Annotated in this window: 10 protein-coding genes and 1 tRNA gene; 4 read left to right on the top strand and 7 right to left on the bottom strand. The window is 69.6% G+C overall.

Going from position 1 to position 15,672, the window contains the following annotated elements:
- Window positions 1–112 precede the first annotated feature (112 nt).
- The gene (locus JR064_RS01065) at window positions 113–1,360 is read left to right on the top strand and encodes a glutamate-5-semialdehyde dehydrogenase (protein WP_206228521.1); all 1,248 of its coding nucleotides are present in this window, start codon (window positions 113–115) and stop codon (window positions 1,358–1,360) included.
- 123 nt (window positions 1,361–1,483) lie between these two features.
- On the opposite strand, the gene JR064_RS01060 is transcribed toward JR064_RS01065, so the two are convergent.
- Window positions 1,484–3,892 carry a glycosyl hydrolase family 95 catalytic domain-containing protein gene (locus JR064_RS01060; protein WP_206228520.1) on the bottom strand — a complete coding sequence of 803 codons (2,409 nt, stop codon included), beginning with the start codon at window positions 3,890–3,892 and terminating at the stop codon, window positions 1,484–1,486.
- A gap of 317 nt (window positions 3,893–4,209) precedes the next feature.
- Here JR064_RS01060 and JR064_RS01055 point away from each other — a divergent pair, with 317 nt between their 5' ends.
- Window positions 4,210–6,126: a CocE/NonD family hydrolase gene (locus tag JR064_RS01055; protein WP_206228519.1), complete on the top strand. Its 1,917-nt coding sequence runs from the start codon at window positions 4,210–4,212 to the stop codon at window positions 6,124–6,126.
- Window positions 6,127–6,625: 499 nt separating this feature from the next.
- On the opposite strand, the gene JR064_RS01050 is transcribed toward JR064_RS01055, so the two are convergent.
- The 5 genes from JR064_RS01050 to JR064_RS01030 all read right to left on the bottom strand — a co-directional run bounded on the left by JR064_RS01050 (window position 6,626) and on the right by JR064_RS01030 (window position 11,072).
- Complete coding sequence (locus tag JR064_RS01050) at window positions 6,626–7,528, bottom strand: hypothetical protein (protein ID WP_206228518.1); 903 nt, start codon at window positions 7,526–7,528, stop codon at window positions 6,626–6,628.
- A gap of 501 nt (window positions 7,529–8,029) precedes the next feature.
- Window positions 8,030–8,106: transfer RNA gene (locus JR064_RS01045), tRNA-Pro, on the bottom strand.
- 60 nt (window positions 8,107–8,166) lie between these two features.
- Entirely contained in the window at window positions 8,167–8,277 is a 111-nt protein-coding gene (gene cydX / locus JR064_RS01040) for a cytochrome bd-I oxidase subunit CydX (RefSeq protein ID WP_003470310.1), read from the bottom strand.
- Window positions 8,278–8,311: 34 nt separating this feature from the next.
- Window positions 8,312–9,463, bottom strand: coding sequence for a cytochrome d ubiquinol oxidase subunit II (cydB, locus tag JR064_RS01035; protein WP_206228517.1), 1,152 nt, complete (start codon window positions 9,461–9,463; stop codon window positions 8,312–8,314).
- Between the two features lie 19 nt (window positions 9,464–9,482).
- Complete coding sequence (locus JR064_RS01030; RefSeq protein ID WP_206228516.1) at window positions 9,483–11,072, bottom strand: cytochrome ubiquinol oxidase subunit I; 1,590 nt, start codon at window positions 11,070–11,072, stop codon at window positions 9,483–9,485.
- A 201-nt stretch (window positions 11,073–11,273) separates the two neighbouring features.
- Between JR064_RS01030 and JR064_RS01025 the strand changes: the two genes are divergently transcribed.
- Complete coding sequence (locus JR064_RS01025) at window positions 11,274–13,259, top strand: ABC transporter ATP-binding protein/permease (protein WP_206228515.1); 1,986 nt, start codon at window positions 11,274–11,276, stop codon at window positions 13,257–13,259.
- Entirely contained in the window at window positions 13,256–14,935 is a 1,680-nt protein-coding gene (gene cydC / locus JR064_RS01020; protein WP_206228514.1) for a thiol reductant ABC exporter subunit CydC, read from the top strand. Before JR064_RS01025 ends, cydC begins: the two co-directional genes overlap by 4 nt.
- Before the next feature lie 105 nt (window positions 14,936–15,040).
- Here the strand turns inward: cydC and JR064_RS01015 are convergent, their stop codons facing one another.
- The gene (locus tag JR064_RS01015) at window positions 15,041–15,667 is read right to left on the bottom strand and encodes a cold shock and DUF1294 domain-containing protein (RefSeq protein ID WP_206228513.1); all 627 of its coding nucleotides are present in this window, start codon (window positions 15,665–15,667) and stop codon (window positions 15,041–15,043) included.
- Between the last annotated feature and the right edge of the window lie 5 nt (window positions 15,668–15,672).

Here is a 15,672-nt window from a genome sequence, read left to right as displayed (position 1 = left end):
GCAAATGTTTCGACGCGTTTCGCCCGACAGCTTGACGATTCCCGCCGCTCGCGCAGCCTTTTCGAGTCCCGAGTCCCGAGTCCCGAGTCCCGCCTAACCACTGGAACCATCAATGAGCACGATCCGATCCCAAGCCCTGCAATGCCGCGATGCCGCGCAGGCGTTGGCGCAGTTGTCCTCGGCGGCCAAGCAGGCCTTGCTGGAGGCGATGGCGGCGGCGCTGGAGGCGGATGCGGAGACGATCCTCGCCGCCAATGCGCGCGACCTGGAGGCGGCGCGGGCCAGGGACGTGGGCAGCGCGATGCTCGACCGGCTGGCGCTGGACGGCAAGCGCCTGGCCGGCGTCGCCGCGGCGTTGCGCGAAGTGGCGGCGCTGCCCGATCCGGTCGGCCAGGTCACCCGCGACGACGTGCGCCCGAACGGCATCCGCGTGCAGAAGGTGCGGGTGCCGCTGGGCGTGATCGCGATGATCTACGAGGCGCGCCCGAACGTCACCGCCGACGCCGCGGCGCTGTGCATCAAGGCCGGCAACGGCGTGATCCTGCGCGGCGGCTCGGAGGCGATCCATTCCAACACCGCGATCGCCGCCGCGCTGCGGCGCGCGCTGCGCGAGGCCGGGATCGGCGAGGACGCGCTGACCCTGGTCGAGGACCTGCGCCGCGAGACCATGCTGGAACTGCTGCAGCTCAACGACATCGTCGACCTGGCGATCCCGCGCGGCGGCGAGGGCCTGATCCGTTTCGTCGCCGAACACGCGCGGGTGCCGGTGATCAAGCACTACAAGGGCGTATGCCACCTGTTCGTGGACGCCTCGGCGGACCTGGCGCTGGCGGTGAAGCTGCTGGTGGACGGCAAGACCACGCGCCCGGCCGCCTGCAATTCGCTGGAGACGCTGCTGGTGCACGCCGACGTCGCCGCACGCTTCCTACCGCTGGCGGCGCAGGCGCTGCAGCAACGCGGCGTGGCCCTGCGCGGCGACGACGCCAGCCGCGACCTGTTGCCGGACATCGACGCGGCCAGCGACGCCGACTATGCCGCCGAATACCTCGACCTGATCCTGGCGATCCGGGTGGTGCCGGACCTGGACGCGGCGATCGCGCACATCCGCCACTATGGCTCGGACCACACCGAAGTCATCGCCACCGCCGATGCGGCCAACGCCGAGACGTTCGTGCAGGCCTTGCGCGCGGCGGTGGTCATGGTCAACGCCTCCTCGCGCTTTTCCGACGGCGGCGAACTCGGCCTGGGCGCGGAGATCGGCATCTCCACCACGCGCCTGCACGCCTACGGCCCGATGGGCCTGGAAGCGCTGACCGTGGAGCGCTTCGTGGTGCGCGGCGAGGGGCAGGTGCGGCACTGATGCATCCCGCTCCGAACCGGGAATGCGCGCTGCTGTAGGAGCGGCTTCAGCCGCGACGGGATTTACCGGTAACGCCCGTCGCGGCTGAAGCCGCTCCTACAAATGCTGTCATCCTCTAAACGTTCACAACACCTGCAAACGCCCGCCTTTCGCCAACTCGACCGTGCGCCGCGTGCCGTTGAACGCGATCTCGGTGCGGGTACCGCCGACGCTGCGCAGCGCGATCCGCGTGGCCTTGCCGGCGCGCCATTCCAGGTCCACCACGAAGCCGCCGCGCGCGCCGATGCCGGTGACCCGGCCGTGTTCGGCCCAGGCCTTCGGCAGCGCCGGCAACAGCGCGATATGGCCGGGCCGCGAGTACAGCAGCATCTCCAGCATCGCGGCGGGCGTGCCGAAGTTGGCGTCGATCTGGAACACGCCGCCCAGGGTGGGGTCGCCATGCTGGCTGAGGTCGTAGATGTCGAAGAAGTTCGGCGCGGTGCCGTTGCTGTGCACGATCGACGGCTTGAGGTTGGTCGCGACCAGCGCATAGGCGCGCTCGGCCTCGCCCAGCCGCGCCCAGCACAGCGCACGCCAGGCGCAGGCCCAGCCGAAGCTGTGCATGCCGCGCGCTTCCAGCAGCTTGCGTGCCGCGGCGACCTGTTCCGGTGGGGCCAGGTCCGGATGCAGGCGATGGCCGGGGTACAGGCCCATCAGCGGCGACAGGTGGCGGTGGTGCGCCTCGCCCAGGTCGTCGGGCGACATCCATTCCTGCAGTTGCCCGCTGCTCGGACTGATTTCCGGCAGGTACAGGCGCCGCTGCAGCTCGGCGACGGTCGCGGCATAGGCCGTATCGCGATCGAGCAGCGCGCTGGCCTGGCGGTATTGGCCGAACAGGTTCCAGGCCAGCTCCTGCGCGTAGGCGATGCCGCGCGCGTCTTCCGGGCCGTGCTCGGGCGACCAATCGTGGTCGTCGACCAGGCGCCGCTGCGGGCGGCCATCGGCACCGGTCACCTCCAGCTCGATCAGCCGCGCCTGCCAGAACTCGCAGGCGCCCTTGAGCAAGGGATAGATCCGCGCCAGATAGGCGCGGTCCTGGGTGTATTCGTAGTGCTGCCACAGGCTGTCGCACAGCCAGGCGTTGCCGCCCGGGTGCCAGTACCAGCCGCTGCCGCCGAACGGATTGGTCGAGAACGCCACCGCCCAGCCGGCGACCTTGCCGGAGGTATTGCGGAAGCGGTTGCGCGGGTCGTTGAAGTGCGCCTGGGTGATCTGCGTCCATGCCGGCAGCTGCGCCAGGCAGTAGCGGGCGAGGGCGTCGAAGCACGGTGCCAGCCCGGCCGCGTCGGTCAGCCAATAGTTCATCTGCAGATTGACGTCGCTGTGGTAATCGCTCATCCACGGCGGATCGTTGTTCTCCAGCCACAGCCCCTGCAGGTTGATCGGCAGCGCGTCGCGCGAGGCGGCGATGGTCAGGTAGCGGCCGAACTGCAGGTACAGCGCTTCCAGTTCGGGGTCGGGCGTGTCGGCCGCGGCGCGGGCCTGCAACCGCTCCCACAGCTCGAGCTTGCGTTGCGCCGGGCTGGAGCGGCCCAGATCCACCTGCATGCCGTCGAACAGGGCGCTGTAGTCGGCCACGTGGGTGTACAGCAGCGCCTCGGGCGCGAGCCTGGCCGCCGCCTCGCAATGTTGCCGCGCCAGGGCCTGTGGATCCAGGTCCGGGTCGCGGCAGTTCCTGGCCAGGTCGGGCACGTAGTTGCTGCCGCCGCACACGATGATGCGCAGCGCGCTGCAGTCGCGGAAGTGCAGCGTGTCGCCTTGCAATTCCACAATGCCGTCGGTCGCGATCAATTGCACGTTCGCACCATGGCGCAGACCGTTGGCCAATGCACCGGAGAATCCCAGCCGTCCGCTGGCATCGCCCTGCACCGGCGCCGCATGCGCGCTGACCAGTTGCAGCCGGCCGCTGTGGCGGCCGCCGCCGCGCTGCTCGAGCTGGATCACGATGGCGTCGTCGGGATGGCTGGCGAACACGGTACGGGTGAACTGCGCAGCGCCCAACGCGTAGCGCACGCGCATGCAGCCGTTGCTCAGGTCCAGTTCGCGTTCGTAATCGCGCAGCTGCGCCGGCGCGTGTCCGTCCAGTTCCAGATACAGCCTGGCCAGCATCACGAAGCTGCCGAAGCTGTCCTTCTCGTAGGGGAACTGGCCCTGCGCGTCGAGCGCGTCGTTGCGCCCGCCGGTCCACAGGCTGGCATCGGAGAGGTACAGGAAGTCGCGGTCGGGCGCGCCGCCGACCAGGGCGCCGAGCCGGCCGTTGCCGATCGGCAGGCCTTGTCGCAACACGTCGGCCTCGTTGGCCGCGCTGGCGTAGCGCATCCGCAGCGCCTGCGCCGGCGGCACCAGCGGCGAGCGGGCCGGGCGCAGCGGCGCGGCCAGCGTACGGCCGAATGCGGGCAGGCCCAGCAACGGCAGCATGGCGGCCAGGGCGCCGCCCTGTTTCAGGAACGCGCGGCGTGCCGCATTGCCAAGCGCGTGCTCGGAGTCGCTCATCGTGTGGGTCTCGCCGGCGCCCCGCGCGCGATCGCGACGATGGGCAGAAGCATGGTTGTACCTGCCGTGCGCGCTGCAGGGAAGCTATCGCGTGCGGTTTCCGGTGCAGTTGCGCCGATGGCGCCAGGCATGTCCGCAACTGACCGGAGCGTTGGCGGTCGCATGGCCGTTCCTGCTCCGGATCCCGCCATTTCCGTGTCCTGACGCATGCGCACCGCGACCCCCGTGCGGACACGCCGGACCGTCTGTGGCGCGCCGACACTTCCGCCCGGGCCGCGGTTGCGCCTACAGTCGCCGTCTCACTGCCCGGAGGTTCCATGCGTCCCATCGCCGCCCGCTTGCTCGTCACCGTGATTGCCGCCGCGCTGGCCGCCGCCGCCCAGGCGCAGACCGCGCCGATGACGCCCGACATCACCGGCAAGGCCTTCGTCGCGCCGACCGAGGCCAACGACTACGTCAAGCGCGAGGTGATGATCCCGATGCGCGACGGGGTCAAGCTGCACACCGTGATCGTGCTGCCCAAGGGCGCGCAGCACGCGCCGATGCTGCTGACGCGCACGCCCTACGACGCCAGCGGCCGCGCCAGCCGCATGGCCTCGCCGCATATGCGCGACCTGTTGCCGCAGGGCGACGAGGTGTTCGTCGACGGCGGCTACATCCGCGTGTTCCAGGACATCCGCGGCAAGTACGGTTCGCAGGGCGACTACGTGATGACCCGGCCGCTGCGCGGGCCGCTCAACGGCAGCAAGGTGGACCACGCCACCGATGCCTGGGACACCATCGACTGGCTGGTCAAGAACGTGAACGAGTCCAACGGCAAGGTCGGCATGATCGGCTCGTCCTACGAAGGCTTCACCGTGGTCATGGCGCTGACCGATCCGCACCCGGCGCTGAAGGTGGCCGCGCCGGAAAGCCCGATGATCGACGGTTGGATGGGCGACGACTGGCTCAACTACGGCGCGTTCCGCCAGGTCAACTTCGACTACTTCACCGGCCAGCTGACCCAGCGCGGCAAGGGCAGCGGCATCCCGCGCCACGGCCACGACGACTACAGCAACTTCCTGCGCGCCGGCTCGGCCGGCGACTACGCCAAGGCCGCGGGCCTGGAGCAGTTGCCGTGGTGGCACAAGCTCACCGAGCACCCGGCCTACGACGCGTTCTGGCAGGGCCAGGCACTGGACAAGGTGATGGCGCGCACGCCGCTGAAGGTGCCGACGATGTGGCTGCAGGGTCTGTGGGACCAGGAGGACATGTGGGGCGCGATCCACAGCTATGAGGCGATGGAGCCGCGCGATGCCGGCAATGACAAGAACTACCTGGTGATGGGGCCGTGGCGGCACAGCCAGGTCAACTACGACGGCTCGGCGCTGGGCGCGCTGAAGTTCGACGGCGACACCGCGCTGCAGTTCCGCCGCGACGTGCTCAAGCCGTTCTTCGACCAGTACCTGGTCGACGGCGCGGCCAAGGCCGACACCCCGCCGGTGTTCATCTACAACACCGGCGAGAACCACTGGGATCGCCTGCAGACCTGGCCGCGCAGTTGCGCGCAGGGCTGCGCGGCGCGCAGCAAGCCGCTGTATCTGGGCGCCGGCGGCACGCTGTCGTTCGACGCGCCCACGGCCGGGCAGGGCGATTACGAAGAGTACGTGTCCGACCCGGCCAAGCCGGTGCCGTTCGTGCCGCGCCCGGTCGATTTCGGCGACCGCGACATGTGGACCACCTGGCTGGTGCACGACCAGCGCTTCGTCGACGGCCGTCCGGACGTGCTGACCTTCGTCAGCGCGCCGCTGGATGCGCCGCTGAGCATCGCCGGCGCGCCCGAAGTGCACCTGCAGGCCTCCACCAGCGGCAGCGACAGCGACTGGGTGGTGAAGCTGATCGACGTCTACCCGGACGAAATGGCCTCCGATCCGAAGCTGGGCGGCTACGAACTGGCGGTGTCGATGGCGATCTTCCGCGGCCGCTACCGCGAGAGCTTCGAGACGCCCAAGCCGATCGCGCCGAACCAGCCGCTGGCGTACAGCTTCGGCCTGCCCACCGCCAACCACACCTTCCAGCGCGGCCACCGGGTGATGGTGCAGGTGCAGTCCAGCCTGTTCCCGCTGTACGACCGCAACCCGCAGACCTACGTGCCCAACATCTACTTCGCCAAGCCGGGCGATTACCAGAAGGCCACGCAGCGCATCTGGCACACGCCGCAGCAGGCGAGCTACATCAGTCTGCCGGTGCGCTGAGCGCACGGGGTTCCCGGGGCGCGTCAGCGCGTCGCCGGGACGTTAGATGCCGCGTGAACGCGGCACTAGGCACAGGCATATTGCGATGGGGCGTCGTGTGCGGGCGCTTGCGGCCATGCCGAAGAACGTCGCGCATGGGCCCGCACGATCGGATGCGCGGGCCAGGCACTCGGTGGGGTGGCGGACACGGTGCGGTGTCAGCGCCGCCGTGGTGCACGGTGGCGTCGGCTGATTGGTTGCTCGCCGTCGCAAACCTGGTCACCAGCTTCTGCGTCGCCGAAGAAGGCTGCATCGTCCTCTTCCTGTTGGCCCCAGTTCGATTTTCGCAGGATCAGGCGGTTGTTCGGGTGCTCCCTGAGTGGGGTGGCGCAGGCAGCCGTCAGCGCAAAAAGCACAGCTTTTGCTTAGTAGGGTATTGCGAGGACCGCTCCATTGCTTGCTGCATGCACGCAAATCAATCCTTGCCGGCGCGCGCGTATGCGTGTACCGGCAAGACCACTCATGGGATCCAGTGATAGGGGGGATTGCGATACTCCGTCGGCAGGTTTTTGGGTGGATGCTGTTCGATCACCATATCGAGTACGTCGCGATAGCGTGATGCATGGATGTCGGGATTGGCCAGTTCGTAACGCAGGATGCGTACGATGCTTCGGCTTCCTGCGGGCGGCTCAAATCCCCGGATCGCTGGCATGACTGGATAAGGCATCGAATCAGCGTGCCATGCCCCGTCGGCGCCCTGTTTTACCGCACGCGCCACGACGCAGACATTTTCCGGCCGGCCAGGAATATCGGGCCCGTTGTATCCACAGCCCATCGTGTCTGGACCGACTTGAAGGTAGAGAACGCGCGGCTGCGGAAGAACGTCGGACGGATCGGTGAAGCGCAGTTGCCCATTGTCGTAGAGCAAGAACTCATCGCCTGACGGCGCCTTGAGACGAAGGGCTGGTCTGTCGGTTCCGGCAATGGCAACGAACGAGATGGCAAATTCACCGCGCAGACGCGCAATCGACGGTGCAAGTGCCGCGTCTGCCTTGCATGCGTCGTGCGATGCATACGCCTGCGCAATGATGACCTGTCCGCTCTCTTCGCGATATGGCGCCATCCGCCTGCCGCAGGCCGTCGCAAATTCCAGATAGTCGGTGCGGAACAGCACCGGCAGGATAGACCTGCTGCCATCTGCGCTCTCCGCGAAAGGCGCGATGGCCTTGCCGTGTACATCATTGACCTGGTACAGGACCCACGCAGTGTCCTGCAGCCTGCGTTGCGCGGCATCCGGCGCAGGCTTGGTGTCGGCGGCGTCTGCGGACCCCGACGTGACCGCGAATGCCAAACCCAGCATGTGGCCGATCAGGCCTGTGGCAACGCGCGTGACTTTCTTACCTGATGTTTTTCCAGTGGCCATGCCGGCTCCTATGCCAGTCGCTCTTGCTTGCGAGTTTAGCCAATGCATGGGTTCTGCTCGCGCCGACATGCTGCAGGCATTTTTCCTGTAGGAGCATCAGGAAACGGCTCGGCCGCAGCGGCATGGCGACAGGCTGGAATGCCTGCAGGCTAGGGGCGCGCGTGACGTGGTTGCTGGCGTCGGGAACCCGGGATCAGCGCATGCGTGGTCTTGCCAGGCATCGGATGTGGTCTCGTCGCGCAGGAGGCGCACGGCGGCTCCTCGTGCGATGTCGCGGCGCGCTTGCCGAAGCTTGGCGCCGCCGCGCATCGCGCGGCCCACCCCGGGCCGCCTGAGCGGGCGCCGGCATCGGCGATGCGCCTGAGCCGCGGTCGGGTCCGCTGCAACTGCAGGGTGCTTGTGCGCGGAGCCAAGCCGGTCGCGTGCCGCGGGGAGGCGAAGCCGCAGCCACAAAAAAACCCGGAAAACGTTGGTTTTCCAGGCTTCTTGTGACCTTGAAACTGGTCGGGGAGACAGGATTCGAACCTGCGACCTCTACGTCCCGAACGTAGCGCTCTACCAGACTGAGCTACACCCCGAAGGAGCCGCACATGATACGGGGGTCACCCGCATTCGGCAAGATCCTTTGCGAAAAAATTTCAGTCGGCCGCGTCGGGGGCGGCGCCCTCGCGTGCCTCGAACCACATGCCGTTGAGAATGGCGGCGGTGGAGGCCAGGCCTACACCGAGAATCCAGGCGAAATACCACATGGTGCAAACTCCTATGCGATCGGGGTGAACGCGCTCAGTACGCGTTGGGGTTGTCGTCCAGCGATTCGGCGGTGACCTTGCCCTTCAGCACCCGGTACACCCAGGTGGTGTAGCCGAGCACGATCGGCAGGAACACCACCGTGGCCAGCAGCATGATCCACAGGGTCAGGTGGCTGCTCGAGGCGTCCCACACGGTCAGGCTGGAGCCGGGCTGGCTGGAGGAGGGCAGCAGGAACGGGAAGATCGCAAAGCCGACGGTGAGGATGATGCCGGCGATGGCCGCGCCGGAGGCGATGAAGGCCAGGCCGCCGCGCCGCTTGCGCAGCAGCACTGCGCTCAGCAGCAGGCCGAGCAGGCCGGCCACCGGCGCCAGTGCGGTCAGCGGCATCGACTGGTAGTTGTGCATCCAGCCGCCGACCTCGCCGAGCACCGCGGTCTTCAGCAGCGGATTGGTGGCGCCGTCGGTGACCACCTGCGAGGTCACCGCATAGCCGGGCAGGCCCATTGCGACCCAGGCGCCGCCAGCGGCGAACAGCGCGCAGGCGACCAGTGCCGCCACGCTGCCGTAGCGGGCCGCGCGATCGGCCACCGGGCCATCGGTCTTCAGCACCAGCATCGCTGCGCCGTGCGCCACCAGCATGCTCACGCTGAGCAGGCCGGCGAGCAGCGCGAACGGCATCAGCAGGCCGAAGAAGCTGCCGGTGTAGAACACCCGCAACGTGTCGTCGAAGTGGAACGGCACGCCCAGCACCACGTTGCCCACCGCCACGCCCATGATCAGCGCCGGGATGAAGCCGCCGATGAACAGCGCCCAGTCCCAGCCGTTGCGCCAGCGCTGGCTGGGCAGCTTGCCGCGGAACTTGAACCCGACCGGGCGCAGGATCAGCGCGAACAGGATCACGAACATGGCCAGGTAGAAGCCGGAGAAGCTGACCGCGTACAGCGGCGGCCAGGCGGCGAAGATCGCGCCGCCGCCGAGCACCAGCCAGACCTGGTTGCCTTCCCAGACCGGGCCGATGGTGTTGACCACCAGCCGGCGTTCGGCGTCGTTCCTGGCCACGAACGGCAGCAGCGCGCCGACGCCCAGGTCGAAACCGTCCATCACCGCGAAACCGATCAGCAGGATGCCGAGCAGCAGCCACCAGATCACGCGCAGCGTGGTGTAGTCCAATGCAATGAAGTCCATCGTCATTCTCCTGCCGGGATCAGAGTTGACCGGCGGCCGCAGGGGCGGCAAGGGGCGCGGCGGGGCGCGGGGTCGGTTGCAGCAGCGCGGGCAGATTGTCCGGGCCCTTGCGGATCGCCTTGAGCATCAGCTTGATCTCGATGACCAGCAGCACGGTGTAGATCGCCACGAAGCCGGCCAGGGTGATCAGGATCTCGTGCAGGGCCAGGCCGGAGGCGGCATAGAAGGTCGGCAGCACGCCTTCCACCGCCCACGGCTGGCGGCCGTATTCGGCGACGAACCAGCCGCATTCGATCGCGATCCACGGCGCCGGCAGGGTCCACAGCGCCAGCTTCAGGAACCAGCGCTTGTCCTCGAAGTTGTGCTTGCACGAGAACCACATCGCGGCGATGAAGAAGGCGATCAGGTAGAAGCCCAGGCCGGCCATGACCCGGAACGTCCAGAACAGCGGCAGTACGCGCGGCACGGTGTCGAGCGCGGCCTTGGAGATTTCTTCCGGCGTGGCATTGAGGATGTCGTCGCGGTAACGCTTGAGCAGCAGGCCGTGGCCCAGGTCCTGCCAGTGGCGATCGAACACTTCGCGCGCCTGCACGTCGTTGCGGTCGGCCTTGAGCCGTTCCAGCGCGCCGTAGGCGATCTGGCCGCCGCGGATGCGGTGCTCGGCGCGCTTGACCAGTTCCAGGATGCCGGGGACCGGCGTGTTCAGCGAGCGCGTGGCGATCAGGCCCATCAGGTACGGCACCTTGATCGCGTAGTCGTTCTTGCCGGTGGCCTGGTTGGGGATGCCGAAGGCGGTGAAGTCGGCCGGGGCCTGTTCGGTCTCCCACATCGCTTCGATCGCGGCCAGCTTCATCTTCTGGTGTTCGTTGGCGGCGTAGCCGCTCTCGTCGCCGAGCACCACCACCGACAGCGAGGACGCCAGACCGAACGCGGCGGCCACCGCGAACGAGCGCCGCGCGATGTCGCGGTGCGTGCCGCGCAGCAGGAACAGCGCGCTGATCGACATCACGAACACCGCGCCGGTCACGTAGCCGGCGCTGACCGTGTGCACGAACTTGGCCTGCGCCACCGGGTTGAACACCACCGCCATGAAATCGACCACTTCCATGCGCATCGTGTCCGGGTTGAACACCGCACCGGTCGGGTTCTGCATCCAGCCGTTGGCGATCAGGATCCACACCGCCGACAGGTTGGTGCCCAGCGCCATCAGCCAGGTCACCATCAGGTGCTTGACCGGCGACAGCTTGTTCCAGCCGAAGAAGAACAGGCCGATGAAGGTGGCTTCCAGGAAGAACGCCATCAGCCCTTCGATCGCCAGCGGCGCGCCGAAGATGTCGCCGACGTAGTGGCTGTAGTAGGACCAGTTCATGCCGAACTGGAACTCCATGACGATGCCGGTGGCCACGCCCATCGCGAAGTTGATGCCGAACAGGACGCCCCAGAACAGCGCCATGCGCCGCCAGACCTCCTTGCGGGTCATGACGAACACGCTCTCCATGATCGCGATCATGAAGGACAGGCCGAGGGTGAGCGGAACGAACAGGAAGTGGTACATGGCGGTCATGGCGAATTGCAGCCGCGACAGCTCTACGACAGTGGTGTCGATCATGGCTGTGCTACCTCGTGGGAAATGTGCATCTGGGTGGCCGAGTGGCGGTAGGTTGAGAGCGATGTTCCGCTTCCGCCGCGCGCGAAGCCTTGATCCAGATCAATGTCCTCGCCGGCCGCGATCGGCATCGTGGCGGCACGCGGCGGTCCCGACCGGGATGCCGCCTTACAATGGCGGCCTGTTCGCCGCGCCGAGTCCGTTTTGACCGATCCCGCCGAGTCGCCCGCCGCACCGCCTGCCGAGTCGCCGCACCTGCGGCGGCAACGCGTGCGCTGGCTGGCGTCGCTGGCCAGCGCGGCGCGTGGGCGGCAACGGCTGGCCGCGACCGCGATCAGCCTGTCCGGGGCGCTGCTGATCGTGCAGGCCGGCGCCATCGCCTGGTTGCTGCAGGCCTTGCTGGTGGAGCATCGCGCGCTGCAGCAGGCGCTGCCCGCGTTCGCCGTCCTGGCGCTGGTGCTGGCCGTGCGTGCGCTGCTCGGCGCCTGCGCGCAGCGCGCCGCCGGCGAGGTCGCCGATGCGGCGAAGTTCGAACTGCGCCGGCGCGTGTACCGGCGCCTGCTGCAGCGCGGCCCGCTGTGGCTGCGCGGCCAGCGTAACGGCGAGCTGGGCGAATTGCTGCTGGCGCACGGCGACGCGCTGGACGGCTACTACGCCGGCTACCAGCCGGCGCGGCTGGAAGTGAGCGTGGTGCCGCTGCTGATCCTGCTCGCGGTCGGCTGGAGCGACTGGGTGGTGGGCCTGCTGCTGCTGTTCACCGCGCCGCTGGTGCCGATCTTCATGATGCTGGTCGGCTGGGGCGCCGAAGCGGCCGGGCGCCGCCAGCTGCGCGAGCTGGCGCGGATGGGCGGGCATTTCGCCGACCGGCTCAAGGGCCTGGGCCTGCTGCGCCTGTACGGCCGCGGCGAGGACGAACTGCGCGGCATCGCCGCCGCCGCCGAGGGCGTGCGCGAGCGCACCTTGAAAGTGCTGCGCATCGCCTTCCTGTCCTCGACCGTGCTCGAGTTCTTCGCCTCGGTCAGCGTGGCGATGGTGGCGATGTACCTGGGCCTGAGCTACCTGGGCATGATCGCGCTGCACGCGGCGGCGCCGACCCTGGGCGTGGGCGTGTTCTGCCTGCTGCTGGCGCCGGAGTTCTACGCGCCGCTGCGGCGCCTGGCCGCGCACTATCACGACCGCGCCAACGCGCTGGCCGCGGCGGCCGAGGTGGAGCGCCTGCTTGGTGAATTGCCGGATGCGCCGGTAGCGCTGGCGCCGTCTGTGTCGTCGCCGGCGGTTGCCGCGCCGGCGCTCGCATCGGTGGCGCCGCCGTCGTCTGCGCTGTCCGCTCCCACGATGCCAGCGGCGCCTGGTGGAGTCGCAGTGCCCGCGTCGCCCGCAGCGCCGGTAGTGCCCGTAGTACATGCAGCATCGGGAGCACCTGCGGCACCGTCAGCACCTGCGACGCCTGTGGCGCCCGCGGTGCCTGCAACGCGCACAGTGCCTGAAGGGCCCTCATTATCCGCCGTTCCCACAGCAGTGGCGACGCCGGCGGCTCCCGCACAGCCTCTGCTGCACGCCGAGCGCCTGACGCTGCGCCCGCAGGGGGCACGCTGCGATGCGCTGCGCGATCTGTCCTTCAGCCTGCAGCCCGGCCAGCGCCTGGCCCTGGTCGGACCCAGCGGCAGCGGCAAGAGCACGCTGCTCGAAGCGCTGGCCGGCTGGCTGCCGCCGCGCGCCGGCAGCCTGCAACTGCGGCCCGGATTGCGCGTCGGCTACGCCGGGCAGCGCCCGTACCTGTTCCACGGCAGCATCGCCGACAACCTGCGCCTGGCCGCTCCGCAGGCCAGCGCCGCGCAACTGCAGTCGGCGGCCGAGGCGGCGCAGGTCATGCGTTTCGCCGCACGCCTGCCGCTGGGCCTGGAGACCGTGATCGGCGAACGCGGCTTCGGCCTGTCCGGCGGCGAGGCGCGGCGCATCGGCCTGGCGCGGTTGCTGCTGCGCGATCCGGAACTGTGGCTGCTCGACGAACCCACCGCCTTCCTCGATCCGGACACCGAGGCCGAACTGCTGCGCAGCCTGGCCGCCTTCAGCCACGGCCGCAGCATGATCGTCGCCACCCACAGCGAGGCGGCGATGCGCTGGGCCGACAGCGTGCTGCGGCTGCCGGCGCGGGTGGCGGTGGACGACGCGATCGGAGCCGCGCCATGAGCGGCCCCGCGCGCGACGACGACCTGCGCAGCGTGTTCGGCCGCCATCTCGGCCGCCTGCTGCTGACCGCGCTGCTGCTGCTGTGCACGATGCTGGCCGGGGTCGGCCTGCTCGGCCTGTCCGGCGGCTTCCTGACCGCTGCGGCACTGGCCGGCGTGGCCGGCATGGGCAGCGGCTTCAACTTCTTCTCGCCCTCGGCCGGCATCCGCGCGCTGACCTTCGCCCGCATCGCCTCGCGCTACGGCGAAAAGCTGGTCGGCCACGACGCCACCTTGCGCATCGCCCGCGACCTGCGCGTGTGGTTCTTCCGCCGTGCGTTGCCGCTGGCGCCGGCCAGGCTCGGCGCCAGCCGCACCGGCGAACTGCTGGCGCGCCTGATGTCCGATATCGGCGAGGTCGACGGGCTGGTGGTACGCGCCTTGGGGCCGCTGGTCGCCTTGCTCGGCATCGGCGTGGCCGGCGTGGCCGCGGCAGCCGCGATCCACTGGCCGGCGGCGTTGGTGCTGGCAGTGCTGGCGCTGGCGATCGGCGCCGGCGTGCCGTGGGTGGTCGCGCGCGGCGGCCGCATCCGCGAGCAGCGCCGCGCGCAGCAGCGCGAGACGCTGCGCACGCTGGCCTACGAAGGCCTGGAAGGCGCCGCCGACCTGGCCGCGCTGGACGCGCAGGCCGACTGGATCGCGCGCGTGGACGCCAGCGCGCACGAGCTGCGCGCGCAGGACCGCCGGCAGCGGCAGCGCCTGATCGGCGGCAATGCGCTGCACGCGCTGTGCGCCGCGCTGGGCTTGCTGGCGATGCTGTGGCTGGCGCTGGGCGCGGCGCGTGCCGCGCTGATCGGCGCCGAGCAGGCGGCCGGGCTGATCTTCCTGACCGTGGCCCTGCTCGAGGTCTGGGCCGGCGCCGGCCTGGCCTGGCAGGCGCTGCAGTCCGGACGCGTCGCCGCGCAGCGGCTGCAGGCCATCGCCGGCCAGAGCGCGCCGGTGGCCGACGCCACACAGCCGCAACCGCTGCCCGATGCCGGCGACGTGCAGTTCGACGCCGTGGTCTTCGCCTGGCCCGGCGAGACCCGGCACGTGCTCGACGGTATCGACCTGCGCATCGCGCCGGGCGAGCGCGTCGCCATCTGCGGCGACAGCGGCAGCGGCAAGACCACCTTGTCGGCGCTGCTGCTGCGGCTGTGGGACCCGCAGCAGGGCCGCGTCCGTTATGCCGGCACGGACCTGCGCGACCTGGCCCAGGCGCAATGGCACCAGCGCATCGCCTGGCTGCCGCAGGGCGCGCCGGTGTTCGCCGGCAGCGTGCGCGACAACCTGCGCCTGGGCGCGATCGATGCCGACGACGCCACCTTGCAGCGCGCGCTCGCCGACGTGCGCCTGGACGCGTGGCTGCACGAAGTCGGCGGCCTGGACGCCTGGCTGGGCGAAAACGGCGCGACCATGTCCGCCGGCCAGGCGCGGCGCCTGGCCCTGGCCCGCGCGCTGCTGCGCAACGCGCCGCTGCTGGTGCTGGACGAACCCACCGAAGGCCTGGACGTGGACACCGCGCAGGCCTTGCTGCGCGACCTGACCACCGCGCTCGGCCAGCGCAGCCTGCTGCTGATCAGTCACGATGCGCTGCCCGACGGCGTAGCGCACGCGCGCTATCGGTTACAGCAGGGGCGGCTCGTGCCGCTGAACTGAGCCGCACCGGTAGCGTGCCGGGTCAGCCATTGGTGCCGTCTGCGGCGAACGCAGCGCACAGGGATGCGCCGCGCCAGGCGCATACGGGCCGCGCCGCGGCGCGGATCACGCGCTCAGCGAATTGCGCAACGCCTGCGCGTCCGCAGCCAGCAGCAGCCAGGCCAGCGCGAACAGGTTGAGCAGCACCGCGGCCCAGAACACGAACTGAAAGCTGATCTTGCGCGATTTGTGCCGAAACTGGCCCTGCGCGAACAGCGCGCCTGGCCAGCCGCCGGCCAGCGCCAGCAATTGCAGCGTCGCCTCCGGGGTCCGCCAATGGCCGCGCTGTGCCGCCGATTTGTCGATGCCATACAACAGCAGCGCGGCGGCGCTGCAGCCCAGGTAGCAGGCCGCCAGCCACCCCGGCACTCGCCCGCTCGCTGCGGCGCCGACGATGGCCAGCAAGGCGCCGGCACCGAGCCAGCGTCGCGGCAGCCAGGGCGCGGTATGCGCCGCCCCGCGGCGTGCGCCCGGCACTGTGGCGCGAACCGCGTGGATACGCACGGCGGACACGCGCCCACGCGCATCGGTCGCGGTTTCGTAGGTGATCGCATCGCCGTCGCGCGGCCGCCGACCCCCGCGCCGCTCGAACGCCTGGATATGCACGAAGGCGCGCGTGCCGCCGCCGTTGGGAACGACAAAGCCGAAACCGCTGGCGTCGTTCCAATCGCTCAGGCGTCCTTGATAGCGCATCGCAC

The organism is Xanthomonas bonasiae (assembly GCF_017163705.1).
Classification (GTDB): domain Bacteria; phylum Pseudomonadota; class Gammaproteobacteria; order Xanthomonadales; family Xanthomonadaceae; genus Xanthomonas_A; species Xanthomonas_A bonasiae.
Note: the sequence above shows the minus strand (reverse complement) of the source record. Positions and strands in the feature narration are given on the sequence as shown.

Bases quoted from the DNA above. Each gene is read 5' to 3' on its own strand.
- JR064_RS01065 (WP_206228521.1), top strand. From the start codon at position 113: ATGAGCACGATCCGATCCCAAGCCCTGCAATGCCGCGATGCCGCGCAG.
- JR064_RS01030 (WP_206228516.1), bottom strand. From the start codon at position 11,072: ATGATCGACACCACTGTCGTAGAGCTGTCGCGGCTGCAATTCGCCATG.
- cydB (WP_206228517.1), bottom strand. From the start codon at position 9,463: ATGGACTTCATTGCATTGGACTACACCACGCTGCGCGTGATCTGGTGG.
- cydX (WP_003470310.1), bottom strand. From the start codon at position 8,277: ATGTGGTATTTCGCCTGGATTCTCGGTGTAGGCCTGGCCTCCACCGCC.
- cydC (WP_206228514.1), top strand. From the start codon at position 13,256: ATGAGCGGCCCCGCGCGCGACGACGACCTGCGCAGCGTGTTCGGCCGC.
- JR064_RS01055 (WP_206228519.1), top strand. From the start codon at position 4,210: ATGCGTCCCATCGCCGCCCGCTTGCTCGTCACCGTGATTGCCGCCGCG.
- JR064_RS01015 (WP_206228513.1), bottom strand. From the start codon at position 15,667: ATGCGCTATCAAGGACGCCTGAGCGATTGGAACGACGCCAGCGGTTTC.
- JR064_RS01060 (WP_206228520.1), bottom strand. From the start codon at position 3,892: ATGAGCGACTCCGAGCACGCGCTTGGCAATGCGGCACGCCGCGCGTTC.
- JR064_RS01050 (WP_206228518.1), bottom strand. From the start codon at position 7,528: ATGGCCACTGGAAAAACATCAGGTAAGAAAGTCACGCGCGTTGCCACA.